19 protein-coding genes are annotated in these 24,410 nt (G+C 71.1%); 4 read left to right on the forward strand and 15 right to left on the reverse strand.

The features are described 5' to 3' along the window. Window positions 1–79: 79 nt before the first annotated feature. From ACFZCD_RS27500 to ACFZCD_RS27540, 9 genes are all read right to left on the reverse strand, one after another. Entirely contained in the window at window positions 80–1,669 is a 1,590-nt protein-coding gene (locus ACFZCD_RS27500) for an ABC transporter substrate-binding protein (RefSeq protein ID WP_391835366.1), read from the reverse strand. Between the two features lie 87 nt (window positions 1,670–1,756). Continuing rightward, window positions 1,757–3,355, reverse strand: coding sequence for an ABC transporter substrate-binding protein (locus ACFZCD_RS27505; protein WP_391835368.1), 1,599 nt, complete (start codon window positions 3,353–3,355; stop codon window positions 1,757–1,759). Between the two features lie 415 nt (window positions 3,356–3,770). After that, a complete protein-coding gene (locus ACFZCD_RS27510; RefSeq protein ID WP_391835370.1) occupies window positions 3,771–4,484 on the reverse strand; it encodes an HAD family hydrolase in 714 nt (237 codons plus the stop codon). A 172-nt stretch (window positions 4,485–4,656) separates the two neighbouring features. Further along, window positions 4,657–5,679, reverse strand: a complete 1,023-nt coding sequence (locus ACFZCD_RS27515) for a PAC2 family protein (protein ID WP_391835372.1) — start codon at window positions 5,677–5,679, stop codon at window positions 4,657–4,659. 142 nt (window positions 5,680–5,821) lie between these two features. Further along, complete coding sequence (locus ACFZCD_RS27520; RefSeq protein WP_391835374.1) at window positions 5,822–6,865, reverse strand: hypothetical protein; 1,044 nt, start codon at window positions 6,863–6,865, stop codon at window positions 5,822–5,824. A gap of 162 nt (window positions 6,866–7,027) precedes the next feature. Beyond that, window positions 7,028–8,635 (reverse strand): FAD-dependent oxidoreductase, encoded by a 1,608-nt coding sequence (locus ACFZCD_RS27525; protein ID WP_391835376.1) that lies wholly within the window; start codon window positions 8,633–8,635, stop codon window positions 7,028–7,030. A 2-nt stretch (window positions 8,636–8,637) separates the two neighbouring features. Further along, entirely contained in the window at window positions 8,638–10,164 is a 1,527-nt protein-coding gene (gene glpK / locus ACFZCD_RS27530; protein WP_391835378.1) for a glycerol kinase GlpK, read from the reverse strand. A gap of 40 nt (window positions 10,165–10,204) precedes the next feature. After that, window positions 10,205–10,987 carry an MIP/aquaporin family protein gene (locus tag ACFZCD_RS27535; protein ID WP_391835380.1) on the reverse strand — a complete coding sequence of 261 codons (783 nt, stop codon included), beginning with the start codon at window positions 10,985–10,987 and terminating at the stop codon, window positions 10,205–10,207. Window positions 10,988–11,299: 312 nt separating this feature from the next. After that, complete coding sequence (locus tag ACFZCD_RS27540; RefSeq protein WP_391835382.1) at window positions 11,300–12,064, reverse strand: IclR family transcriptional regulator; 765 nt, start codon at window positions 12,062–12,064, stop codon at window positions 11,300–11,302. Between the two features lie 307 nt (window positions 12,065–12,371). Here ACFZCD_RS27540 and metH point away from each other — a divergent pair, with 307 nt between their 5' ends. The 3 genes from metH to ACFZCD_RS27555 all read left to right on the forward strand — a co-directional run bounded on the left by metH (window position 12,372) and on the right by ACFZCD_RS27555 (window position 17,307). After that, entirely contained in the window at window positions 12,372–15,881 is a 3,510-nt protein-coding gene (gene metH, locus ACFZCD_RS27545) for a methionine synthase (RefSeq protein WP_391835384.1), read from the forward strand. Between the two features lie 110 nt (window positions 15,882–15,991). Then, window positions 15,992–16,642: a TetR family transcriptional regulator gene (locus ACFZCD_RS27550; protein WP_391835386.1), complete on the forward strand. Its 651-nt coding sequence runs from the start codon at window positions 15,992–15,994 to the stop codon at window positions 16,640–16,642. A gap of 56 nt (window positions 16,643–16,698) precedes the next feature. Then, window positions 16,699–17,307: a VC0807 family protein gene (locus tag ACFZCD_RS27555; RefSeq protein WP_391835388.1), complete on the forward strand. Its 609-nt coding sequence runs from the start codon at window positions 16,699–16,701 to the stop codon at window positions 17,305–17,307. A 151-nt stretch (window positions 17,308–17,458) separates the two neighbouring features. Here ACFZCD_RS27555 and mshC read toward each other — a convergent pair whose 3' ends face one another. The 4 genes from mshC to ACFZCD_RS27575 all read right to left on the reverse strand — a co-directional run bounded on the left by mshC (window position 17,459) and on the right by ACFZCD_RS27575 (window position 21,095). After that, entirely contained in the window at window positions 17,459–18,688 is a 1,230-nt protein-coding gene (gene mshC, locus ACFZCD_RS27560; protein WP_391835390.1) for a cysteine--1-D-myo-inosityl 2-amino-2-deoxy-alpha-D-glucopyranoside ligase, read from the reverse strand. 150 nt (window positions 18,689–18,838) lie between these two features. Further along, window positions 18,839–19,660 carry an SCO1664 family protein gene (locus tag ACFZCD_RS27565; RefSeq protein WP_391835392.1) on the reverse strand — a complete coding sequence of 274 codons (822 nt, stop codon included), beginning with the start codon at window positions 19,658–19,660 and terminating at the stop codon, window positions 18,839–18,841. Further along, the gene (locus tag ACFZCD_RS27570) at window positions 19,624–20,214 is read right to left on the reverse strand and encodes a DUF3090 domain-containing protein (RefSeq protein ID WP_391835394.1); all 591 of its coding nucleotides are present in this window, start codon (window positions 20,212–20,214) and stop codon (window positions 19,624–19,626) included. The genes ACFZCD_RS27565 and ACFZCD_RS27570 overlap by 37 nt, the downstream gene beginning before the upstream one ends. 176 nt (window positions 20,215–20,390) lie before the next feature. Further along, window positions 20,391–21,095 (reverse strand): histidine phosphatase family protein, encoded by a 705-nt coding sequence (locus tag ACFZCD_RS27575; RefSeq protein ID WP_391835396.1) that lies wholly within the window; start codon window positions 21,093–21,095, stop codon window positions 20,391–20,393. Between the two features lie 97 nt (window positions 21,096–21,192). Here ACFZCD_RS27575 and ACFZCD_RS27580 point away from each other — a divergent pair, with 97 nt between their 5' ends. Then, on the forward strand, window positions 21,193–22,185 hold the full coding sequence (locus tag ACFZCD_RS27580; RefSeq protein ID WP_391835655.1) for a magnesium and cobalt transport protein CorA: 993 nt from the start codon (window positions 21,193–21,195) through the stop codon (window positions 22,183–22,185). 48 nt (window positions 22,186–22,233) lie between these two features. On the opposite strand, the gene ACFZCD_RS27585 is transcribed toward ACFZCD_RS27580, so the two are convergent. Together ACFZCD_RS27585 and ACFZCD_RS27590 are read right to left on the reverse strand one after the other, a co-directional pair. Next, the gene (locus tag ACFZCD_RS27585; RefSeq protein ID WP_391835397.1) at window positions 22,234–23,022 is read right to left on the reverse strand and encodes a ferritin-like domain-containing protein; all 789 of its coding nucleotides are present in this window, start codon (window positions 23,020–23,022) and stop codon (window positions 22,234–22,236) included. Window positions 23,023–23,318: 296 nt separating this feature from the next. Then, the gene (locus tag ACFZCD_RS27590) at window positions 23,319–24,368 is read right to left on the reverse strand and encodes an LLM class F420-dependent oxidoreductase (protein WP_391835657.1); all 1,050 of its coding nucleotides are present in this window, start codon (window positions 24,366–24,368) and stop codon (window positions 23,319–23,321) included. Window positions 24,369–24,410 lie beyond the last annotated feature (42 nt).

The following is a 24,410-nucleotide window of genomic DNA, read 5'->3' on the forward strand; positions in this document are numbered from 1 at the left end:
GGCTCCCTGAAGCCTCCCGGCAAAGCACTGTGCCCTCCCCCGGGGATCCGGAGGAGGGCACGGCCGCGTCGTGGGGCGGTCAGCCCTTCGGGGCCTTGCTGATCTCCCAGAAACGGAAGACGGTCGAGGCGTCGAGGGTCCACTGGAGACCGGAGATGCGCTCGTTGGCGACGGCGTACTGCTTGCCCTGCCAGAGCGGGAGCAGCGGCACGTCCTGCGCCACGGTGCTCTGCACCTTGGCGTAGTCGTTGATGGTGGAGGGCCGGCTGCCGGTGGCGGCGGTCGCCAGGAGGCGGCTGGTGATCTCCTTGGAATCGTAGTTGTTGGAGAGCACGTTGTCGTCGCCGAAGAACGGCGCGGTGAAGTTGTCCGGGTCCGGGTAGTCGGGGACCCAGCCCTTCACGTAGACGCCGTACTTGCCGGCGGCGATGCCCTGCTCGTACTCGGCGAGCGGGACGGACTTCACGTCCGCCTCGAAGAGGCCGCTCTTGTTGAGCTGCTTGGCGATCTCCTGGAACTCCGGGACGGTGCCGGGGCCGTAGCGGACCGGGGTGGCCCACAGGGTGAGCTTGACCTTGTCCTTGATGCCCGCGGAGTTCAGGGCGGCGGCGGCCTTGTCGGGCTGCGGCCGGTCGCCGTAGGCGTCGTAGAACGGCGTCTTGTGACCGGTGATGCCGCTGGGAACGATCGAGTACAGCGGCTCGGCGGTGCGCTTGTAGACGTCGCGGACGAGGGCGCTGCGGTCGATCAGGTAGGCGATGGCCTTGCGGACGCCGACCTTGCCGACCACCGGGTCCTTGGTGTTGAACACCAGGTGCTGGACCTCGGCGCTGGTGCCCTCGACGACCTTGAGGTCGTGCTTGCCGGCGGCCGCTTCGAGGTCGGCGATGTCCTTCATGGCGAGACCACGGTAGGCGAGGTCGATGTCGCCCTTCTGGACGGCGTCCTTCAGCGCGGCCTGCTCGCCGTGGAAGAACTTCATCGTCAGGCCGCGGTTCTGGACGACCGCACCGCCCTTGTAGTTCTTGTTGACCGAGAACTTGGCCTGCTTCTCGTCGTACGAGTCCAGCTTGTAGACACCGGAGCCGACGGCCTTGCCGTCGGTGCGGAGCTTGTCCGCCGGGTACTCCTGGTGGTCCACGATCGAGCCGGCGCCGGAGGCGATCTTCTGCGGGAAGGTGGCGTCGGAGCGCTTGAGCTCGAAGACGACGTTCTGCTTGTCCGGCGTCCTGATGTCCTTGATCGAGGACAGCAGGGCCGAGGCGGGGCCCTTCTTGTCGTTGATCTTCAGGGTGCGGTTGAAGGAGTAGGCGACGTCCTCGGAGGTGAGGTCGTGGCCGTTGCTGAACTTCAGCCCGTCCTTCAGGGTGCACTGGTAGACGGTGCTGTTCTCGTCCTTGAAGCTGCACTTGTCGGCGGCGTCGGGCTGCGGGATGGTGCTCCCCTTGGGGAAGCTCATCAGCGACTGGAAGACGTTGTTGAACACCACCCACGAGCCCGGGTCGTAACCGGATGCCGGGTCGGTGGCGACGACCTCGTCGGACATCCCCATGACCACGGACTCACCGGTGCCGCCCGCGTTGCCGTCTTCCGAACCGCACCCGGTGAGCAGGGCGGCGGCGAGCCCCGCACCGAGCGGGGCGGCAAGCCACTGGTCACGTTTCCTCACGTGCACGTTCCTCACAGTTTCCTTGTTCGTCTCTGAACAAATCGCGAACACAACGCCGGCAGAACCGGTCTGACGGGCTGGTGTGCCTCACACGCCGCGGGAGAGTTCCCACGGCTGCATCTCGGAGGCGGAGTTGAGCGCCCACTCGGCCCCGGTGATGTTCTCCCGGGCCGCGACGTACTGCTTGCCCTGCCACAGCGGCAGCACCGGCACCTCGTCGGCGACGATGTCCTGAGCCTGCTGGAAGTACTTGGCCGCCAGCTCGCGCTGCGCCGCCTCGCGGGAGTCCGGGATCAGCTCGTTGCTGATCTTGCTGTTGCGGTACGGCGAACGGAGGAAGTTGTCCTTGCCGACGAACGGGGCGACGAAGTTGTCGGGGTCCGGGAAGTCGGGGAACCAGCCCATGCCGTAGACGGCGTACTTGCCCTGCGCGGCCTCGGGCCGGAAGTCGGACCACTTCACGCCCTGGAGCTTGACGTTGAACAGCCCGCTGCCGTTCAGCTGCTTCTGGAGGGTCTTGAAGGACTTCTCGGTGGCCTCACCGTAGTGGTCGGTGGTGTAGGTGAGGGTGAGCGGTACCGGGGTGCTGACGTTGCCGGCGCGCAGGATGCCGCGGGCCTTCTCGGCGCTGGGGTCGCCGTACTTGTTGGAGAAGGAGTTCTGGTGGCCGGTGATGCCCATGGGCACCAGCGAGTACAGCGGGTCGTTGGTGCGCTCGTAGGAGTCGCGGGCCAGCGCCGGGCGGTCGACGACCTGGGCCATGGCCTGGCGGACCGCCTTGTTCTTCACCGCCGGGTCGTCGGTGTTGAAGGCGAGGTAGCTGATCTCCTGGCCGGGCGCCTCCAGGAGGCGGACGTCCTTGCTGTTCTCCCCGCGCAGGCGGCTGACCTGCTCCGGGGCCAGCGTGCGGTTGGTGATGTCGATGTCGCCCGACTTGAGCGCCTTCTCCATCGCCCGGGAGTCGTCGTAGAAGCGCATCTCGACCTTGTCGTTCCGCAGCTCGACGGCGCCCTGGTAGTTCTTGTTGCGGTTGAGGACGGCCTTGACGACGCGGCCGTCCTTCTCCTCGGTCTGCAGCGTGTACGGGCCGGAGCCGACGACCTTGAAGCCGTTGTCGAGCTTGCCCTTGTCGTAGGACTCGGCGTCGACGATGGCGGCGGCGGGGGTGGAGATCTTCTGCGGGAAGGTCGCGTCGGGGGACTTCAGCTGGAAGACGATCTCGAGCTCGCCCGGCGTCTCCACCCGGTCGATGTTGCTGAGGAGCGAGACCGGGCCGTTCTCGAAGTTGATGGCGCGGGAGCGCTCGATGGAGAACTTGACGTCCTCGGCGGTGAGCGCGTGCCCGTTGGAGAACTTCAGACCGCTGCGCAGGGTGCAGCGGAACTGCTCGTTCTTGCGGTCGGCCCAGGAGCACTTGGAGGCGGCGTCGGCGACGGGGCTGGTGCCGGAGCGGGGCAGCCGCAGCAGTGTCTGGAAAGTGCTGTGGAGGATGTTCCAGGCGCCGATGTCGTACGCGGCGGCCGGGTCGAACGGCGCGGGAGCGTCCGTGGTCTCCTCGAACCGGTCGGTGGTGCCGACGACGATGGCGCCGCCGCCCTTACCGGCTCCGTCGCTCCCGCCGCAGGCGACGAGCACGGGGGCCAGCAGGGCTGCCACGGTCGGCAGCACCAACGTCTTGCGGTTCATTGTGCGGGGTTCTCCCTGTGTTGCGTTCGGTTCCCGGGGACCCTACCGGCGGCCGGTGCGCGGGCCCACGGGCAAGCCGTGAAGTTCTCGCGAAAAGATTAGTGCCGGGGGCCGGTGCCGCCGGAACACGAAGAAGTTGACGCGATATCACGCGGCGATAACAAGGGCAGCGCTCTTCGATATCCGGACGCGGGAACGATCCACGCACTCGATCATCAATCGGGACACAAGGGTGCGCTTCAGCCCGGCGGAGAGTGCCGCCCAGTGATCATTTCCGCACCCAGGGACGCCGTAAGCGGTGACGAAGGTCACTCGGGCGACTTCATCGCGGCGAGAGGAATTAGGTCACCGCATTCGTCACGGAAAACACTCGTTCCGGCGCCCAGAGTTCCTTTGAAGATTCTTCGCGGCACGCTCAGTGAACGGGCCGGTGCATTCCCGTGATCAGGCCCCGGAGAAAACCGAGATCCACTTCCTCCAGGGAGCCGACGACGGTCCGTCCGGCGGCGGGCGGGATGGCCGCCACCGAGGGCACCGCCACCACCCGGCACCCGGCCGCCTCCGCGGCCGTCACACCGGTCAGGGTGTCCTCCACGACCGCGCACCGGGCCGGGTCCGCCCCGAGCCGGGCGGCGGCCAGCAGATACGGGTCGGGGTGCGGCTTGGTGCGCTCGATCTCGTCACCCGCGACGGTCAGCGAGAAGTGCTGCGGGCCCAGCGACGGCAGCACCCGGTCGATGATCTCGCGGTGCGAGGCCGAGACCAGGGCGGTCGGGATCTTGTGGGCGGCGAGCTCGGTGAGCAGCCGGCGGGCGCCCGGCATCAGCGGCACCCCGTACCCGATCATCTCCGAGAAGCGCCGGTTGAGCAGGACGGACAGCTCCGTCAGGGCGATCTTCGCGCCCGTGGCCCGGATCAGGAAGGAGGCGCTGCGCGCCATCGGGCCGCCGACGACGACCTCGCGGTACTCCTCCAGCAGCTGGTGGCCCAGCTCGGCGAAGACGGCGACCTCCACCTCCCACCAGAAGCCCTCCGTGTCGACGAGGGTGCCGTCCATGTCGAGCAGGACCGCCTGCAGGGCGGAGTCCGCGCCCGTGCGGGGCGGAGCGACGGGGATGCTGCTGGTCATCCGGGGCACACCTCCTGGGGGACGAGAAGGCCGGTTCGCGCAGCCCCTCACGGGGCCGTACGAACCGGCCTTCACCGGACCGACAAGTGTACGGCGGACGGCTACGGACGTCTCTCCAATAGTCGGAGGTTCGTCACACCGGGGCACCCGCCCCGGGGCCCGCCGGGCCGCGTCAGCCCTCGTCCTCGGGGCCCTCGGTCTCCTCCTCGGGCGCCGCGCCCTCCTCCTTGGGCGACCGCTGCGGGCGCGTGCGGCCGCTGGCGGTGTCCCGCAGGTACGAGCCGTCGCGGCCGTCCGTGAGCCCCGGTTCCGCGGCGTGACCGCCCGGCTGGCCGGGGCCCGGCTGCGGGTCGCGGCGGCGCAGATAGCGCTCGAACTCGCGTGCGATGGCCTCGCCGGAGGCCTCCGGCAGGTCGGCCGTGTCGCGCGCCTCCTCCAGGGACTGCACGTACTCGGCGACCTCGCTGTCCTCGGCCGCCAGCTGGTCGACGCCCAGCTGCCAGGCCCGCGCGTCCTCCGGCAGCTCGCCGAGCGGGATGCGCAGGTCGATCAGGTCCTCCAGGCGGTTCAGGAGCGCCAGGGTGGCCTTCGGGTTCGGCGGCTGCGAGACGTAGTGCGGGACGGCGGCCCACAGGCTCACCGCCGGGACGCCGGCGTGGGTGCAGGCCTCCTGGAGGATGCCGACGATCCCGGTCGGGCCCTCGTAGCGGGACTCCTCCAGGTCCATGGTCCGCGCCAGGTCCGGGTCGGAGGTGACGCCGCTGACCGGAACGGGGCGGGTGTGCGGGGTGTCCCCGAGCAGCGAGCCCAGGACCACCACCAGCTCCACGCCGAGCTCGTGGGCGAAGCCCAGGATCTCGTTGCAGAACGAGCGCCAGCGCATGCTGGGCTCGATGCCGCGCACCAGCACGAGGTCGCGCGACGCACCCTTGCCGTCGCCGCCGGTGCGCACGACGGACAGCCTGGTCGTCGGCCACGTGACCTTGCGGACCCCGCCGTCGAGCCAGACCGTGGGGCGGTTGACCTGGAAGTCGTAGTAGTCCTCGGCGTCGAGCGCGCCGAAGACCTCGCCCTTCCACTCCCGGTCCAGGTGCGCGACCGCGCTGGAGGCGGCGTCCCCCGCGTCGTTCCAGCCCTCGAAGGCACAGATCATGACCGGGTCGATCAGCTCGGGAACCCCCTCAAGCTCGATCACCCAGCGCCTCCTTCCGACCGGGGTCCACGACGTGGCTCCGGTTGCTGTTCCGTGCGGTCTTCACTGCTTTACTGCTCTGTTGTGCGACCCCAAGACTACGACCTCCCCGCTGCCCGGTCGCAGCCCCTGTACGGGCTCTTCCTCAGCCTCTTGTGCCCCATCCCTTGCGGTATGCACGCCAGTCGTCCTCGGTGGCGGCGAAGTCCACGTAGAGCGCCACCCCGAAGCGCTCGCGGCCCCGGTCCTCGCGGGTCAGGCCGAGCCGTGCGCCGCGCACGGCCGCCGCGGCCGTCTCGGCGTGACCTTGGTGGCCCCAGTCGTCGGTGTGGTAGAAGGGCAGGCCCATCAGCAGGTCGGTGCGGGCGGGCGTGGCCTGCAGGGCGAGTTCCGTCTGCTGCGCGACGTAGCCGCCGTAGAGGCTCTCGACCGGCAGTGCGGTGTCGTAGGACATGACCGCGATCTGGTCGGTGCGGCGGGCGACCTGGCCGAAGTAGCGCTGGGTCCACCACTTGGGGCTGCCCACCAGCCGGGCCGCCGCGTGCAGCGCGGGCACGGGGTCGATCTGCTGGGCCGCGACCGAGAGCACTCCCCCGGCGGACCGCACGGCCGGGTGCAGGGCGTCCAGCAGGGCGAGGAAGTCGCGGTCGCCGGTGCGGACGGGCTCGACGTCGAGGTGGACGCCCTCGAAGCCGGCCCGCATGACCTGCCGGGCGCTCTCCACGACGGCGGCCCGTGCGGGCGCCGAGTCCAGCCGCAGGCCGCCGGAGCCCTCCCCGGGGCGGACGAGCTTGTCGCCGAGCCACGCCTGGACGCGGAGGCCGGGCAGCTCGCGGTGGACGGAGTCGATGAACGCGCGGGCGTTCGCGTACGCCGTGGGGGGCAGGGTGCCGTCGTGCTCCAGCGGGCCGGCGTGGACGTAGAGGTCGCGCATGCCCGTGCCGCGGATGCGGCCCTTGAGCTCGGCGAGGTCGGCGGGGCCGCGCCGCCCGTCGAGCCACGCGTGGCCGAGCCAGACGGCGTCCCGGCCGCGGGTGACGGCGTCGGCGGCGGGCGACCCGGCGTACGACGCCCGCAGGACGCTGCCCGCCGTCACCAGGGGCAGGGCCACGAGCAGGACCAATGCCAGGGCGAGGCGCGTCAGCACACGCCTGCGCACTCCTCCGCGGCGGGTCTTCGGCCGGTCCATTCCACGTCCCCCTCTTTCTTCCGAGGGACGTGTTCGAGCCCACGATGGTTGCGTTCGATGCGCAGAACGGAATCCGGTGCACAGGCGGGACTGCGGTGCGCACACGGGAAGGGGAGGGACGCACGGGGCATCCCTCCCCTTTCTGTTGCCCGAGGCGGCGCGTCAGCGCTTGTCGGCCAGCATGTCCTTGACGCGGGCGCGGACGTTCTCGTCGTCCAGGCCGCGGATGGTCAGGGTCGTGCGGCGGCGCAGGACGTCGTCGACGGTCTCGGCCCACTCGTGGTCGCGGGCGTAGACGACCTGGGCCCAGATCTCCGGGCCGTCGGGGTGGATGCGCTCGCCGAGCTCGGGGTTCTCGTTGACCAGGCGCGCGATGTCGAAGGACAGCGAGCCGTAGTGCGAGGCGAGGTGACGGGCGGTCAGCGGGTCCATGCGGGTGCCCGGCTCGCGGTCGACGAGCAGGCGGTGGGCGACCGCGTTGGGGTTGGCGACACCGGGCAGCGGGGTCCGGCGGACGAGGCTGGAGACGGGCTCCATGTCCTCGGTCAGCGGGCTGCCGGGCACCTGGGCGAGCTTCTTCATGACCGTGCGGCCGATGTGCCGGTAGGTGGTCCACTTGCCGCCGGCGACGGACAGCATGCCGCCCTTGCCCTCGGAGACGACCGTCTCGCGCTTGGCCTGGGCCACGTCGCCGGGGCCGCCGGGCAGCACGCGCAGGCCGGCGAAGGCGTACGTCATGAGGTCGCGGTCGAGGTCCGCGTCCTGGATGGAGAACGCCGCCTCGTCGAGGATCTGCTGGATGTCCTCCTCGGTGGCGCGCACGTCCGCCGGGTCGCCCTCGTACTGGGTGTCCGTGGTGCCCAGCAGCAGCTGGTCCTCCCACGGCAGGGCGAAGGTGATGCGGTACTTGTCGATCGGGGTGGCCATGGCGGCCTTCCAGGGCGACTTGCGCTTCATCACGATGTGCGCGCCCTTGGAGAGGCGGATCGACGGCGCGGCGCCCTTGTCTTCCAGCTTCCGCAGGTGGTCCACCCACGGGCCGGTGGCGTTGAGGACGACGCGCGCGTCGATGCCGAACTCCGTACCGTCCGTACGGTCCTTGAGCTCCGCGCCGGTGACCTTGCCATGCGTGAAGCGCAGGCCGGTCACCTCGGCGTGGTTGAGCACCACGGCACCGGACTCGACGGCCGCGCGGACCGTCATGACGGCCACGCGGGAGTCGTTCATCTGGTGGTCGTAGTAGACCGCGACGGCCTTCAGGTTGTCCGTGCGCAGGCCGGGGTTGTCGGCCTTGGCGCGGGCCGGGGAGATCACCTTGCCGACGCCGTCGCCGAAGGCGGACAGCGCCGAGTAGGCGAAGACACCGGCGCCGAGCTTGGCCGCGCCGACCGGGCCGCCCTTGTACACGGGCAGGTAGAAGGTGAGCGGGTTGACCAGGTGCGGGGCCACGTCCTTGGCCAGCACCCGACGCTCGTGGTGGTTCTCCGCGACCAGCTTGACCGCGCCGGTCTGCAGGTAGCGCAGACCGCCGTGGACGAGCTTGGAGGAGGCGGAGGAGGTGGCGCCGGCGAAGTCGCCGGCGTCCACCATCGCGACCCGCAGACCGGACTGCGCGGCGTGCCAGGCCACCGAGGTGCCCAGGATTCCGCCACCGATCACCAGGAGGTCGTACGTCGCCTTGGACAGCCGTTCCCGGGTCTCGGCGCGGCCCGGGTTGGCGCCGGCAGCCGGGTGCGTTCCCAGGGTCGGAACGCTCTGCGGGGTTGTCATGATTACTCCTCGTCCTCGATCCAGCCCATGGTCCGCTCGACGGCCTTGAGCCAGTTCTTGTACTCGCGGTCACGCGTGTCCGCGTCCATGCGGGGGGTCCACTCGGCGGCCCGGCGCCAGTTGGCGCGCAGTGCGTCGGTGTCCGGCCAGAAGCCGACGGCGAGGCCGGCGGCGTAGGCAGCGCCGAGGCAGGTCGTCTCGGCGACCATCGGGCGCACGACGGGCGCGTCCAGGAAGTCCGAGAGGGTCTGCATCAGCAAGTTGTTGGAGGTCATGCCGCCGTCGACCTTGAGTGCGGTCAGCTCGACGCCGGAGTCCTTGGTCATGGCGTCGGTGATCTCGCGGGTCTGCCAGGCGGTGGCCTCGAGCACGGCGCGGGCGATGTGCGCCTTGGTGACGTAGCGGGTCAGGCCCGCGATGACACCGCGCGCGTCGGAGCGCCAGTAGGGGGCGAACAGGCCGGAGAAGGCCGGCACGAAGTAGGCGCCGCCGTTGTCCTCGACGGAGCTGGCGAGCGTCTCGATCTCGGCGGCGCTCTTGATCAGGCCCATCTGGTCGCGCATCCACTGCACGAGGGAGCCGGTGACGGCGATGGAGCCCTCAAGCGCGTAGACGGGCTTCTGGTCGCCGATGCGGTAGCCGACGGTGGTCAGCAGGCCGTTGTACGAGTTGACGGGCTCGCCGCCGGTGTTCATCAGCATGAACGTGCCGGTGCCGTAGGTCGACTTGGCCTCGCCCTCGGAGAAGCAGGTCTGGCCGAAGAGGGCCGCCTGCTGGTCGCCGAGCGCGGAGGCGACGGGCACGCCGGCGAGGGCGCCGCCCTTGGCCGTGCCGTAGACCTCGGCGGAGGAGCGGATCTCCGGCAGCACGGCGGCCGGGACCTCCATCGACTCCAGGATGCGGTCGTCCCAGTCGAGGCTGCGGAGGTTCATCAGCATCGTGCGGGAGGCGTTGGTGACGTCCGTGACGTGCACGCCGCCGTCGGTGCCACCGGTGAGGTTCCAGATGACCCAGGAGTCCATGGTGCCGAAGAGGATGTCGCCGGCCTCGGCGCGCTCGCGCAGGCCCTCGACGTTGTCCAGCAGCCAGCGGACCTTCGGGCCGGAGAAGTAGGAGGCCAGGGGCAGGCCGGTCTCACGGCGGAAGCGGTCCTGGCCGACGTTGCGGCCGAGCTCCTTGCAGAGCGCGTCGGTGCGGGTGTCCTGCCAGACGATGGCGTTGTGGACCGGCTCGCCCGTGTTCTTGTCCCACAGCAGCGTGGTCTCGCGCTGGTTGGTGATGCCGATGGCCTTGACGTCGGCGGCGGTGATGCCCGCCTTCTCGACGGCGCCGGCGACGACCTCCTGGACGTTGGTCCAGATCTCCTTGGCGTCGTGCTCGACCCAGCCCGGCTTCGGGAAGATCTGCTCGTGCTCCTTCTGGTCGACGGAGACGATGCGTCCGTCGCGGTCGAAGACGATGCAGCGGGAGGAGGTGGTGCCCTGGTCGATCGCCGCGATGAACGGGCCCTGGCTGTGCGCGTCGGTCATGGTGTGTCTGCTCCTGAAGTCGTGGGGTCTCGGCGGGTGATCAGAACGCGATCTTGTGGATGCCTGCGGCCAGGGCGGCGCCGACGAGCGGGCCCACCACGGGGACCCAGGCGTATCCCCAGTCGGAACCACCCTTGTTCGGCAGCGGCAGCAGCGCGTGCACGATGCGCGGGCCGAGGTCGCGGGCGGGGTTGATGGCGTAACCGGTCGGACCGCCGAGCGAGAGGCCGATGCCCACCACGACGAAGGCGACCATGAGGGTGCCCGTGCCGCTGGTGGCCAGGCCCTTGGTCAGGCCCATGGTCAGGATGAACAGCACCAGTGCGGCGGTGCCGATGATCTCGGTGACGAGGTTCTGGACCACGTGGCGGATCTCGGGGCCGGTGGAGAAGATGCCCAGCACCGGGCCGGCCTGCGGGGTCGCGGTCTGGTCGACCATGCCCTCGGCGGGGTTGAGGGTCGAGACGAGCTCCGGGTCCGTCAGGTGGGCCTTGAACTGGCCGTAGTAGGCGAGCCACACCAGCGCCGCACCGATCATCGCGCCCAGCAGCTGGGAGCCGATGTACAGGGGGACGTCGCTCCACTTGACCGCGCCGTCGAGGGCGAGGCCGAGGGTGACGGCGGGGTTGAGGTGGGCGCCGGACTTGGCGCCGATGTAAGCGCCGGTCAGTACGGCGAAGCCCCAGCCGAACGTGATGGCGAGCCAGCCCGCGTTCTGCGCCTTCGAACGCTTCAGGGTGACGGCGGCGCACACGCCGCCGCCGAGCAGGATCAACACTGCGGTACCGATGAGCTCACCGGTGAAGATGTCGGAGCTGGACACCCGCGACTCCTTTGTCCTTCGTCCAGGGGAAGGCGAACCCCGGGTTCCTCCGGTGGTCCGCAGCTCTCCGATGGAGAGCTTCGATCGGCCCGCGGCAGTGTCCACCATAGCGAATATTGTCGTTAGGTGTTCGACAATGCCGACCGATGAACGGCAGTTTTCTGCACGGTTAAGGGCCCGTCAAGAGCCCTGTGACCGAAAACTCTCCGCCGGAGTGGCTGAAAATCACCCTTGCGGCCGCCGCGCGGCCACCCTTGGTTACCGATCAGTAGTACCCGGTAGTCACCACCGGACACAACGATTCCGCGGGCATCAGAAGCGGCCCGCTCCCAGGTCGCGGGAGACGGCGCGGGCGCAGTCCCGGACGGCGGCGACCAGTTGCGCGCGCAGCTCGCCCGCCTCGTAGACCCGCTCGACCGCTCCCGTGATGCCGACGGCGCCCACGGGCATCCGGTGCCGGTCGTGGATGGGGGCGGCCACGGAGGCCACGCCCTCCCAGGTCTCCTCGACGTCCGCGGCCCAGCCCCGCGCGCGGGTCAGGTCCAGCACGCCCTCCAGCTCGGGCAGGGCGGTGACGGTCTGCGCGGTGAACGCCTCGCGCTCGGCCTCCAGCAGCTGGCTGTGGGCCACCGGGTCGTAGGCGCACAGCACCTTGCCGAGGGCCGTGCTGTGCAGCGGCTGCATGGCGCCGACCTCCAGCACCTGGCGGCTGTCGTCCGGCCGGAAGACGTGGTGGACGATGAGCACCCCCTGCTGGTGCAGCACGCCCAGGTAGACGCTCTCCCCGCTGGAGCGGGCCAGGTCGTCCGCCCACAGCAGGGCGCGGGCGCGCAGTTCGTGTACGTCCAGATAGCTGTTGCCCAGGCGCAGCAGCTCGGCACCGAGCTGGTAGCGCCCCGAGGCGGGGTCCTGTTCGACGAAGCCCTCCTGCTGCAGGGTGCGCAGGATGCCGTGTGCGGTTCCCTTGGCCAGCCCGAGTGCGGAGGCCACATCGGACAGTCCCAGCCGTCGTTCGCCCCCCGCGAGCAGCCGCAGCATCGCTGCCGCTCGTTCGAGCGACTGGATGGTCCGTGCCATCGCTCAACCTCCTCCGAAATGCCCGTTCGGCATTGCTGAACACTATCGGCCGATGCCGACCAGGAGATAGCTGACCGGCGGCTGGACCATGATCGCCGAGACGCCCGGGGCCCCGCGCCCGGCCCCGTGGAGGCGTCTCCGCTTCTCCGCCCGTCCACGCATCCGTGCCGCGGCCGGCCCGTATCCGCCCCGTATCCGAGACGTGGGACACCCGCACGAATTCCGCCGACGGCGGCTACGCTGACGGCGTGCGCCTTCTTCCGGAAGGCGCAAAGCCGACAGCCGTCGCAACCCCGGGAGCACTTCCATGGCCTCGTTCACGCCATCGACCGCAAGCACCGCCCGAGCCTCCGAACTGCGGGAGGCACTCGCCTCCCGGGTCGTCGTGGCCGACGGGGCCATGGGCACGATGCTCCAGGCGCAGGATCCCAGCATGGAGGACTTCGAGCAGCTCGAGGGCTGCAACGAGATCCTGAACGTCACCCGGCCCGACATCGTCCGCTCCGTCCACGAGGCGTACTTCGCGGTGGGCGTGGACTGCGTGGAGACCAACACCTTCGGCGCCAACCTCGCCGCCCTCGGCGAGTACGACGTCGCGCACCGGATCTTCGAGCTCTCCGAGGCGGGCGCGCGCGTCGCCCGCGAGACCGCCGACGACTTCACCGCCCGCGACGGCCGGACCCGCTGGGTCCTCGGCTCGGTCGGCCCCGGCACGAAGCTGCCGACGCTCGGCCACGCCCCCTACACCCGGCTGCGCGACGCCTACCAGCAGAACGTCGAGGGCCTGGTGACGGGCGGCGTCGACGCGGTCCTGGTGGAGACCACGCAGGACCTGCTGCAGACCAAGGCCTCGGTCATCGGTGCCCGCCGCGCCCTGACGGCCCTGGGCACCGACCTCCCGCTGCTCGTCCAGGTGACCGTCGAGACCACCGGCACGATGCTCCTGGGCTCCGAGATCGGTGCGGCGCTGACCGCCCTGGAGCCGCTGGGCATCGACATGATCGGCCTCAACTGCGCCACCGGCCCGGCGGAGATGAGCGAACACCTGCGCTACCTCTCGCGGCACGCCCGTACGCGCGTGTCGGCGATGCCCAACGCCGGCCTGCCGGTCCTGGGCAAGGACGGCGCGCACTACCCGCTCACCCCGGCCGAGCTGGCGGACGCCCACGAGACCTTCGTGCGGGAGTACGGCCTCTCCCTGGTCGGCGGCTGCTGCGGCACGACCCCGGAGCACCTGCGCCAGGTGGTCGAGCGCGTCCGCGACATGCGGCCCACCGAGCGGCACCCGCGCCCCGAGCCGGGGGCCGCCTCCCTCTACCAGACGGTCCCCTTCCGCCAGGACACCGCGTACCTGGCCATCGGCGAGCGGACGAACGCCAACGGCTCGAAGAAGTTCCGCGAGGCCATGCTGGAGGGCCGCTGGGACGACTGCGTGGAGATGGCCCGCGACCAGATCCGCGAGGGCGCCCACCTGCTCGACCTGTGCGTCGACTACGTCGGCCGGGACGGCGTGGCGGACATGGCCGAGATCGCCGGCCGCTTCGCCACCGCCTCGACGCTGCCCATCGTGCTGGACTCCACCGAGCCGGCCGTCATCCAGGCGGGCCTGGAGAAGCTCGGCGGCCGGGCCGTCATCAACTCCGTCAACTACGAGGACGGCGACGGGCCCGAGTCCCGGTTCGCGAAGATCACCCGGCTGGCGGTCGAGCACGGCGCCGCGCTCATCGCGCTCACCATCGACGAGGAGGGCCAGGCCCGCACCGTCGAGAAGAAGGTGGAGATCGCCGAGCGGCTGATCGCCGACCTCACGGGCAACTGGGGGGTGCAGGAGTCCGACATCCTCATCGACTGCCTCACCTTCACCATCTGCACCGGGCAGGAGGAGTCCCGCAAGGACGGCATCGCCACCATCGAGGCGATCCGCGAGCTCAAGCGCCGCCACCCCGACGTACAGACGACGCTGGGCCTGTCGAACATCTCGTTCGGCCTCAACCCGGCCGCCCGGATGGTCCTCAACTCCGTCTTCCTGGACGAGTGCGTCAAGGCGGGCCTGGACTCGGCCATCGTCCACGCCTCGAAGATCCTGCCCATCGCGCGCCTGGACGAGGAGCAGGTCAAGGTCGCCTCCGACCTGATCCACGACCGGCGCAGCGAGGGCTACGACCCGCTGCAGCGCCTGCTGGAGCTCTTCGAGGGCGTGGACACCAAGTCCATGAAGGCGGGCAAGGCCGAGGAGCTGGCGGCGCTGCCGCTGGAGGAGCGGCTGCGGCGGCGGATCATCGACGGCGAGAAGAACGGCCTGGAGGCGGACCTCGACGAGGCCCTCACCGAGCGCCCGGCGCTGGACATCGTCAACGAGACGCTGCTGGAGGGCATGAAGGTCGTCGGCGAGCTGTTCGGCTCGGGGCAGATGCAGCTGCCGTTCGTGCTGCAGTCGGCCGAGGTGATGAAGTCGGCGGTGGCCTACCTGGAGCCGCACATGGAGAAGTCGGACGCGGAGGGCAAGGGCACGATCGTGCTGGCCACGGTCCGCGGCGACGTCCACGACATCGGCAAGAACCTGGTCGACATCATCCTGTCCAACAACGGCTACAACGTCGTCAACCTGGGCATCAAGCAGCCGGTCTCGGCGATCCTGGAGGCCGCCGAGGAGCACCGGGCCGACGTCATCGGGATGTCCGGGCTCCTGGTGAAGTCCACCGTGATCATGAAGGAGAACCTGGAGGAGCTCAACCAGCGCAAGCTGGCGGCCACCTACCCGGTGATCCTCGGCGGTGCGGCGCTCACCCGGGCGTACGTCGAGCAGGACCTGCACGAGATCTACGACGGCGAGGTGCGCTACGCCCGGGACGCGTTCGAGGGCCTGCGGCTCATGGACGCGCTGATCGCCGTCAAGCGCGGCGTGCCGGGCGCGACGCTGCCGGAGCTCAAGCAGCGGCGGGTGCCGAAGAAGGCCGCTGCCGCCGTGCCGGAGGTGGAGGAGCCGGAGGGCTCGGTCCGCTCGGACGTGGCCGTCGACAACCGCGTGCCGGAGCCGCCGTTCTGGGGCACGCGCGTCGTCAAGGGCATCCCGCTGAAGGACTACGCGTCCTGGCTGGACGAGGGCGCGCTGTTCAAGGGCCAGTGGGGCCTCAAGCAGGCGCGCGCCGGCGGCCCCACGTACGAGGAGCTGGTGGAGACCGAGGGCCGGCCGCGGCTGCGCGGCTGGCTGGAGAAGCTCCACACCGAGAACCTGCTCGAAGCGGCCGTCGTCTACGGCTACTTCCCCTGCTACTCCAAGGGCGACGACCTCGTCCTCCTGGGCGAGGACGGCACCGAGCGCACCCGCTTCACCTTCCCCCGGCAGCGGCGCGGGCGCCGGCTGTGCCTCGCGGACTTCTTCCGCCCGGAGGAGTCCGGCGAGACGGACGTGGTGGGCCTGCAGGTGGTCACGGTGGGCTCCCGGATCGGGGAGGCCACGGCCGAGCTGTTCGCCTCCGACTCCTACCGCGACTACCTGGAGCTCCACGGTCTGTCCGTCCAGCTGGCCGAGGCCATGGCCGAGTACTGGCACGCCCGGGTCCGCGCCGAGCTCGGCTTCGGCGGCGAGGACCCGGAGGACGTCGAGGACATGTTCGCGCTGAAGTACCGCGGCGCCCGCTTCTCCCTCGGCTACGGCGCCTGCCCCGACCTGGAGGACCGCGCCAAGATCGCGGACCTGCTGCAGCCGGAGCGGATCGGTGTCCACCTCTCCGAGGAGTTCCAGCTCCACCCGGAGCAGTCCACCGACGCGATCGTCATCCACCACCCGGAGGCGAAGTACTTCAACGCGCGCTGAGCAGAACGCCCGGAGGCCGGGTGCGCACCGCAGAGCGGTGTGCGCCCGGCCTTTTTGCTTGCCCGGACCACCTCTTGCTTATGTGAGCAAAACTCCGCTACGTTTTGCTCATGGAAGCAAGATCTGACTCGACCAAGCAAGCAGAAGTCGAGAAGCCGTCCCGCAGGACGTTCACCGAGGCCGCCCGTCGTACGCAGATCGTGAACGCCGCGATCGAGGTCATCGCCGACGCCGGCTACGCCAAGGCCTCGTTCGCGAGGATCGCCCGCGAGGCCGGGCTGAGCAGCACGGGGATGATCTCGTACCACTTCGCCGGCAAGGACGACCTCATGCGGGAGGTCGTCGCCGAGGTCTCCCGGATCGCCGACGCGTACGTGCGGCCCCGGATGGAGGGACAGAGCGGTGCCCGGGCCCGGCTGCGGGCCTTCATCGAGGCAAGCGTCGAGCTTGCCGACGCATACCCCAAGCACGTGCCCGCCATGGTCGACGTGCTGGCCCACCTCCGGGACGACGACCCCTCCCGGCGCGACTTCCACGGCACGCTGGAGTCCGCGATGGACGTTCAGGTCGAGCGCATGCGCGAAGCCCAGCGGAGCGGAGAATTCCGGGAGTTCGACCCGCGGGTGATGGTCACCGCGATCCGGGCGGCCATCGATGCGACGGTGACGCGCGCCGGCCGGGAGCCGGACTTCGACGCGGCAGCCGCGGGCCGGGAACTCGCCGACCTCTTCGACCGCGCGACGCGGAGGACGGAGCGGTGACCGTCCCCGTACAGGTGCGGACGGCCGGCAGGACGGAGCATCAGAAGGGGGCCTCCATGCGGAGGTTCCTGGTGCTGCAGCTCGTCTTCGACGTGATCCTGCCCCTGGGCAGCTACTACGGCCTCCGCGCGCTGGGACTGAGCCAGTGGTGGTGCCTGACGCTGGGCACCCTGCTGAGCCTGCCCTGGATCCTTTACGGCATCGTCAAGCGCCGCAAGGTCGATGTCATGGGGCTGTTCACGCTGAGCATCATCGCCGTCGCCACCCTGCTGTCCCTGGTGACCGGGGACCCGCGGACCCTGCTCGTCAGGGACAGCTGGCTCACCGCCGTGATCGGCCTGTGGGTGCTCGGCACCGTACCGACCCGCCGCCCCTTGATGCTCGCCGCGATGCGCAACGTCTTCCTGGCGAAGGGCGGGGAGGAGGCGGCGGCCGGGTGGGACTCCCGGTGGGAGACCGACCCCGCCTTCCGCCGGAAGATCCGGTTCCTGACCGGCGTGTGGGGGACGGTGTTCACCTTGGACGCGGGCGTCCGCGTGGCCTGCGCGGCCATGCTGCCCGTCGACACGGTCCCCACCGTGAACACGGTGCAGTGGCTGGTGGTCCTGGCGGGGCTGATGATCTTCCACAAGCGGTACATCACGCGGAACGGCCTCAAGGCCTGACACCGGACGCCGGGCGCGGCGACGGACCACAGGGGTGTCCGTCTTGGCGCACGACAGGGGACCCGCCGCGCCGTACGCGGAAGGATCTCCGCACATGAAAGGGGGGCGCTCCCGGCCGGGAGCGCCCCCTGTTGTCGTGGGGTTCAGCGCGTCACAGCGCCACACCGAGCAGGGCGTCGGCGGCGCGGGAGACGAGGCCGGGCGCGCCCTCGTCCGTGCCGCCGTCGGCGGCCTGGGCGGCGGCCCAGCGGTCGACGGCCGCGAGGGCGCGAGGCGAGTCGAGGTCGTCCGCGAGGGCCTCGCGGATCTCCTCCACCAGCGCGTCGGCGGACGGGCCGTCGGGGCGCGAGACGGCCGCGCGCCAGCGGCCGAGGCGCTCCACGGCCTCGTCCAGGACGGCGTCGGTCCACTCCCAGTCGGCGCGGTAGTGGTGCGCGAGGAGCGCGAGCCGGATCGCGGCGGGGTCGACGCCCTCCCGGCGCAGGGCCGAGACGAAGACGAGGTTGCCCTTGGACTTGGACATCTTCTCGCCGTGGAGCGCGACCATGCCGGCGTGGACGTAGGTCTTGGCGAAGGGGTGCTCGCCGGTGAGGGCCTGGGCGTGCGAGGCGCCCATCTCGTGGTGCGGGAAGACCAGGTCGGAGCCGCCGCCCTGGACGTCGAAGCCCATGCCGAAGTGCTCGAGGGCGATGGCGACGCACTCGATGTGCCAGCCGGGGCGGCCGGGGCCGAGCGAGGCGCCGTCCCAGCTGGGCTCGCCCGGGCGGGCGGCCATCCACAGCATGGGGTCGAGCGGGTTCTTCTTGCCCGGGCGGTCCGGGTCGCCCCCGCGCTCCGCGGAGAGCAGGCGCATGGCCTCCGCGTCGAGGCCGGAAACCTCGCCGAAGCGGGCGTCGGACTCCACGGAGAAGTAGACGTCGCCGTCGAGCTCGTAGGCGGCGCCGGCGTCGCGCAGCCGCTCCACCAGGGGAACGATCTTGGGTATCGACTCGACGGCGCCGACGTAGTGCCGGGGCGGGAGCATCCGCAGGGCGGTCATGTCCTCGCGGAAGAGGGCGGTCTCCCGCTCGGCGAGCTCGGTCCAGTCGTCGCCGTTGGCCACGGCCCGCTCCAGCAGCGGGTCGTCGATGTCGGTGACGTTCTGGACGTAGTGAACCTGCCGCTTGGTGTCGAGCCACACGCGCTGAACGAGGTCGAACGCGTTGTAGGTCGCCGCGTGTCCCATGTGGGTGGCGTCGTACGGCGTGATGCCGCAGACGTAGATACGGGCGACGGGGCCGGGGACGAGGGTCACCCGTCCGCCGGTCGCGGTGTCGTGGATCCGGAGGTCGCGGCCACTGCCGGGCAGGGCGGGAACCTCAGAAGCGGGCCAGGCATGCATGTCACGAGCGTAACCGGACGCATGTTCCGGATACGAACCGGATCCGGCTGTTGGCCGAAGAGATGCTCTTGCGCAGGGGCCCTGTGCTGTGCATTTACCCATCCGACCGCGCCCGCCGGCCGGGGGCTGCCGACGGCGGCGACCGGGTTGCTACACCGGCGGCCACGGGATGGCGGGCCATTGCCCGGAGGGCTCACGGTGCCGCCCCGTACGGAGCAGATCCGCCACCCGCGCCCGCAGCGCCGCGATCTCCTCCGCCGTGATCAGCTCGGCCAGCCGCTCCGCCAAGGGGCTCCCGTCGGCCAGATTGGCCGAAAGTCGCCGCAGCGCCTCCATGGCCTCCTCCGTGAGCGGCTCGCCCGCCCAGCCCCACAGGAGCGTGCGCAGCTTGTCGTCCGCGTTGAAGGTCACACCGTGGTCGATGGCGTAAAGCCGCCCGTCCGCGGCGGGCAGCAGGTGGCCGCCCTTGCGGTCGCCGTTGTTGATCACCGCGTCGAGGACGGCCAGCCGGCGCAGCCGCTCGTCGTCGGCGTGGACGAGCAGCGCCGTGCGCTCCTCCCCCACCTCCGCGAGGCCCACGGCCTTCCAGCCCGGTTCCGGCTCCTCGCCGTCGACGAGCGCGAGCAGCGCGGAGTCCTCGGCCGCGGCCTCGATCCACAGCTGGCACATGCCCTCGCCGTACGGGCCGTCCCGCAGCACCGTGGGCGGGATCAGCCCCCACCCCATGGCCTCGGAGAGCTCGTACGCGGCGACCTCGCGCTGGGCGAGGGTGCCGTCGGGGAAGTCCCACAGGGGCCGCTCCCCCGCGACGGGCTTGTAGACGCAGGCGGCGGTCACGCCCTGGTGCTCGACCGTGCAGTACAGGACCGCGTTGGACGCTCCGGAGATCCGGCCACGGACCGTCAGCTCGCCCTCGGCCAGCAGCTCCTGCGGGCTCACGCGCCGCGGCGGTATCCGTTCTGGCGCGGACATACGTGTCCCTCCGGGTCGAGCGGCAGGCTGCACAGCGGGCACGGCGGGCGGCCGGCGTTCACGACCTCCAGGGCCCGCTTGGCGAAGGAGCGGGCCATGGAGCCGGTGATGCGGACGCGCAGCATCGGCGGGCCGTTCGCCTCGTCCTGCAGGAGGCGCTCCTCGGCCTCGGCCAGGTCCTCGTCGGTGTCGGCGTCCAGCTCGACGAGGGCCTGCGCCTCGACGATCATGCGCTGGTGCTCGCCGTCCCAGGCCAGGGCCATGGTGCCGACGCGGAACTCCTCCTCGATGGGGGTCTCCAGCGGGGCCGTGTCGGCGAGCTCGGCCGGGGCGACCGCGGGCACCGGGGCATTGCCGCCGGTGCGCCGGACGACCTCGTCCAGCAGCTCGTCGATGCGCTCGGCGAGCGCTTCGACCTGGGCCTTCTCCAGCGCGACGGTGGTGGTGCGGCCGGCCGCGGTGGCCTGCAGGAAGAAGGTGCGGCGGCCAGGCAGCCCGACCGTACCGGCGACGAAGCGGTCCGGCGGGTCGTAGAGGAACACCTGACGGGACAACGTCCTGCTCCATTTGTTTCGGGCGGTTCGGGCGGTTCGGACGATCTCGGTGCTGCGTCGGTCGTGGTGCGGTCGGTCGTGGTGTGCGGGCCGGCCGGGCGCGGTGGGGCGCTGCGGTGCCGGTCAGCGGTGACGGGGCGGTCTCTGCCGCGTCACCACCCTACTGCGCGGCACGATCACGGTGCCCCCGCCCCGCCCCCGACGACGCCGTCCTCCTCGGGGCGCCGGGCCTGCCCGGGCGTCTCCTCGTGCGGGGCGAGGCCGTGCAGGTCGCCGGTGTCGCCGAGGCGCACCAGGAAGGGGCGCAGTCGCGTGTAGCGGATGGCGGTGACCGAGCAGGGGTCGACGGCGATGCGCTGGAAGAGGTCGAGGTGCAGGCCCAGGGCGTCGGCGACGAGGGCCTTGATGATGTCGCCGTGCGAGCACACCAGGTAGCAGGCGTCGTGTCCGTGCTCGCTCTCCATGCGGGCGTTCCAGTCCCGTACGGCGTCGACGGCACGGGCCTGCATGGCGCGCACGGACTCGCCGCCCGGGAAGGCGGCGGAGGACGGGTGGCGCTGGACGACCTCCCAGAGCGGTTCGCCCGCGAGCTCGGAGATCTTGCGGCCGGACCAGTCCCCGTAGTGGCACTCGCCGACGCGCTCGTCGGTGTGCAGGGGCAGGCCGGGGCGGGCGGCGAGCAGGGGCGCCAGGGTCTCGCGGCAGCGCTGGAGGGGGCTCGTGACGGCCGCTGCGAGCGGCACCTGCGCGAGCCGGGCCGGGAGGGCGGCCGCCTGGGCGGCGCCGCGCTCGTCCAGGGCGATGCCGGGGGTCCATCCCGCGAGCAGTCCCCCGGTGTTGGCGGTGGACCGGCCGTGCCGGACCAGGATCAGCGTGGGCATGGCCGCCAGCGTAGGCCGTTCCGGCGGATCGCGGTGGGCCGGTCTTCCGGTGGAAGAAGGGCGGCGTGGCGTGTGTACGAAGCCGATCAGCGGCAAAATGCCCAGCGTGATCGTGGACTGCGCCATCTACCGGGACGGACGCCGCACCGAAGGCCCCGCCGACTTCTCCGACGCCCTCGACGAGGCGCGCGCCTCGGGGGACGCCTTCTTGTGGGTCGGGCTGCACGAGCCGACGGAGGAGGAGTTCGACCTCATCACCAGCGAGTTCCAGTTGCACCCGCTGGCGGTGGAGGACGCGCTGAAGGCGCACCAGCGGCCGAAGCTGGAGGTCTACAACGGTTCGCTGTTCCTGGTGCTCAAGCCCGTCACGTACGACGACGAGGCGGACACGGTCGCGACGGGCGAGCTGATGCTGTTCGTGGGGGACTCCTTCGTCGTGACCGTGCGGCACGGCGAGGGCAGCCCGCTCGCGCAGGTGCGGCAGCGCCTGGAGCACGAGCGGGAGGTGCTGCGGCACGGGCCGACATCGGTGCTGTACGCGGTGTGCGACGCGGTCGTGGACCAGTACACGGAGGTCGCCACGGAGCTCCAGCTGGACCTGGAGGAGCTGGAGGCGGAGGTGTTCGCCCCGCTGGGCCGGGACAACCGGAACACCGCGTCGCGGATCTACTCCTTCAAGCGCCAGGTGCTGGAGTTCCGGCGGGCCACGATGCCGCTGGCCGAGCCGATGGAGCGGCTGGCGGGGGCGGGCGTGCCGTTCGTGCCGGAGCGGTCGCAGCCGTTCTTCCGCGACGTCAGCGACCACCTGACGCGGGCGAACGAGGCCGTCGAGGGCCTCGACCGGCTGCTGTCGGACATACTGTCCGCCCACCTCGCGCAGATGGGCGTCCAGCAGAACGACGACATGCGCAAGATCTCGGCGTGGGCGGCGATGGCGGCGGTCCCGACGATGATCGCCGGGATCTACGGGATGAACTTCACGCACATGTGGGAGCTGCGGCAGCCGTGGGGCTATCCGGCGGCCGTGCTGGTGATGGCGGGGCTGGTGTTCTGGCTGTACCACTTGTTCAAGCGGCGCGGGTGGCTGTGAGGCCGCGGCGGGAGGCGGCGCGCCGGAGCCCGCCGGGCCGGCCGCCCGTCAGGCGAACTCGGGCTCGGTGGCCGGTGTCCTGCCCAGTGCGTCGCGGTGCTCCGGCATGCGCAGGGTGACCATCCGCCGCCGGCCGGTCAGCCGCTCGCGGCAGTACACGGCCCGGATGCCGAGGGCCAGTGCGAGCGCCTTGGGCCGGGACCAGCCCAGGATCGCGCCCATGCGCGCCATGACGGCCAGGCTCACGTCCCGGTAGACGCGGGCCTCGGCGCGGGCGCTCTCCCGCAGGACCGCGCGGATGGTGCGGCCGTGGCCCCGGCGCGCCAGGCGCAGCAGCTCCTCGTGGCAGTACGCGAGGTGGTTGGCCTCGTCGTGGCCGATCATCCGGATCGCCCTGCCGACCTCGGGGTGGTCGCCGAAGTGCGTGGTGAGCATCTCCATCTGGTCGGCGGCGCGCTGCTCGGTGACGCGGCTGTGCGCGAGGTAGGTGACGATGTCCTCCACGGTCAGCGGCTTCTCGCCGCGGAGGAGGGCGTGGGGCAGGCCGATGCCGCGGCGTTCGAGGAGCATCGTGTAGTCGGTGGCGGGCGGCACGGGGACGGGGTCGAGGCCGCGCTTGCGCAGCAGGGCGAGGAAGATGCGGCCGTGCTTGTCCTCGTCGGCGCCGTGCCGGGCGATCTTCGGTGCGAGGGCGCGCTGTTCCTCCGGGACGAGGGCGGCGATCCGGCCGTTCTCCCAGCCGCCCTGCGCCTCGCCGCCCGCGGCGATGGAGCAGAAGAGCCGGTACGCCTCGTCGTTGCCGAGGATCTCCTGGAACAGGCTTCTGGCCGAGAGCACGACCGGCACCTCCGTTCACGGCACATATCCCGTATTTCGCGAATGTCCCGTGAAGTACGAGTCAAGTGCCGCGCGCGGGGAGCGGCAATCGGGGGCGCCGTCCGCTCGGCCGAATGCGCGACAGCGGGGGTGTCCGGGGCCGGATGCCGAAGGTGCGGCCGGGCGCGTAACCCGGCGCCGGTACGGGCGTTGTCTTCTGTACCGGCCGTGGCGGGGAGGCCCCCGAGCCCCCACCACGGCCGTTGGTCCGCCCTCCGCGGTCCTGCCTTCCCCCGTCAGGCCAGGTCTCCCCCCGGTTACGCCAGGCCGACGCGCTCCAGGGCGTCGACGCCCGCCCGCAGGCTCGCGAGCCGCTCGTCCAGCGTGAAGCCGGCCGGGGCGAGGGACAGGGTCGTCACACCGGCTGCGGCGTAGGCCTGCATACGGTCGGCGATGCGCTCCACGGAGCCGATGAGCGTGGTGGAGTCGATCAGGTCGCGCGGGACGGCCGCGGCGGCGCCCGCCTTGTCGCCCGACAGGTACTTCTCCTGGATCTCGGCGGCGGCCTTCTCGTAGCCCATGCGCTGCGCGAGCTTGTTGTAGAAGTTCTGCTTGGCGCTGCCCATGCCGCCGACGTAGAGGGCGGTGTACGGGCGGAAGAGGTCGGCCAGCCCGTCGACGTCGTCGCCCACGGCCATGGGGACGGTCGGGACGATGTCGAAGCCCTCCAGGTCCTTGCCGGACTTCGCGCGGCCGGCGCGGAGCGCGCCGAGCGTGGTCTCCTCGGCGTGCTCGGGGGCGAAGAAGACGAGGAGCGCGCCGTCGGCGATCTCGCCGGTCTGCTCCAGGTTTTTCGGGCCGATGGCGGCGATGTAGAGCGGGATGTGCTCCCGGACGGGGTGGACGGTGAGCTTGATGGGCTTGCCGGGGCCGCCGGGGAGCGGCAGCGTCCAGTGCGCGCCCTCGTGCGCGAGGCGCTCGCGGGACATGGCCTTGCGGATGATCTCGACGTACTCGCGGGTGCGGGCGAGGGGCTTGTCGAACCGCACCCCGTACCAGCCCTCGGAGACCTGCGGGCCGGACACGCCCAGGCCGAGCCGGAAGCGGCCGCCGGAGAGCGAGTCGAGGGTGGCGGCGGTCATCGCCGTCATGGTGGGCGTCCGGGCGGGGATCTGGAAGATGCCGGAGCCGACGTCGATGCGCTCGGTCTGGGCGGCGACCCAGGACAGGACGGTGGCCGCGTCGGAGCCGTAGGCCTCGGCGGCCCAGCAGACCGAGTAGCCCAGCCGGTCGGCCTCGCGGGCGACGGCCAGGTTGTCGGCGTCCATCCCCGCGCCCCAGTAGCCGAGGTTGATCCCGAGCTTCATACGACTCATGCGGGCTCCCCTTACTCATCAGTAACGTCGTCG

This window comes from Streptomyces sp. NPDC008001 (genome assembly GCF_042958085.1).
Taxonomy (GTDB): domain Bacteria; phylum Actinomycetota; class Actinomycetes; order Streptomycetales; family Streptomycetaceae; genus Streptomyces.

Bases quoted from the DNA above. Each gene is read 5' to 3' on its own strand.
- ACFZCD_RS27505 (WP_391835368.1), bottom strand. From the start codon at position 3,355: ATGAACCGCAAGACGTTGGTGCTGCCGACCGTGGCAGCCCTGCTGGCC.
- ACFZCD_RS27510 (WP_391835370.1), bottom strand. From the start codon at position 4,484: ATGACCAGCAGCATCCCCGTCGCTCCGCCCCGCACGGGCGCGGACTCC.
- ACFZCD_RS27520 (WP_391835374.1), bottom strand. From the start codon at position 6,865: ATGGACCGGCCGAAGACCCGCCGCGGAGGAGTGCGCAGGCGTGTGCTG.
- ACFZCD_RS27525 (WP_391835376.1), bottom strand. From the start codon at position 8,635: ATGACAACCCCGCAGAGCGTTCCGACCCTGGGAACGCACCCGGCTGCC.
- glpK (WP_391835378.1), bottom strand. From the start codon at position 10,164: ATGACCGACGCGCACAGCCAGGGCCCGTTCATCGCGGCGATCGACCAG.
- ACFZCD_RS27540 (WP_391835382.1), bottom strand. From the start codon at position 12,064: ATGGCACGGACCATCCAGTCGCTCGAACGAGCGGCAGCGATGCTGCGG.
- metH (WP_391835384.1), top strand. From the start codon at position 12,372: ATGGCCTCGTTCACGCCATCGACCGCAAGCACCGCCCGAGCCTCCGAA.
- ACFZCD_RS27550 (WP_391835386.1), top strand. From the start codon at position 15,992: ATGGAAGCAAGATCTGACTCGACCAAGCAAGCAGAAGTCGAGAAGCCG.
- ACFZCD_RS27555 (WP_391835388.1), top strand. From the start codon at position 16,699: ATGCGGAGGTTCCTGGTGCTGCAGCTCGTCTTCGACGTGATCCTGCCC.
- mshC (WP_391835390.1), bottom strand. From the start codon at position 18,688: ATGCATGCCTGGCCCGCTTCTGAGGTTCCCGCCCTGCCCGGCAGTGGC.
- ACFZCD_RS27565 (WP_391835392.1), bottom strand. From the start codon at position 19,660: ATGTCCGCGCCAGAACGGATACCGCCGCGGCGCGTGAGCCCGCAGGAG.
- ACFZCD_RS27575 (WP_391835396.1), bottom strand. From the start codon at position 21,095: ATGCCCACGCTGATCCTGGTCCGGCACGGCCGGTCCACCGCCAACACC.
- ACFZCD_RS27580 (WP_391835655.1), top strand. From the start codon at position 21,193: ATGCCCAGCGTGATCGTGGACTGCGCCATCTACCGGGACGGACGCCGC.
- ACFZCD_RS27590 (WP_391835657.1), bottom strand. From the start codon at position 24,368: ATGAAGCTCGGGATCAACCTCGGCTACTGGGGCGCGGGGATGGACGCC.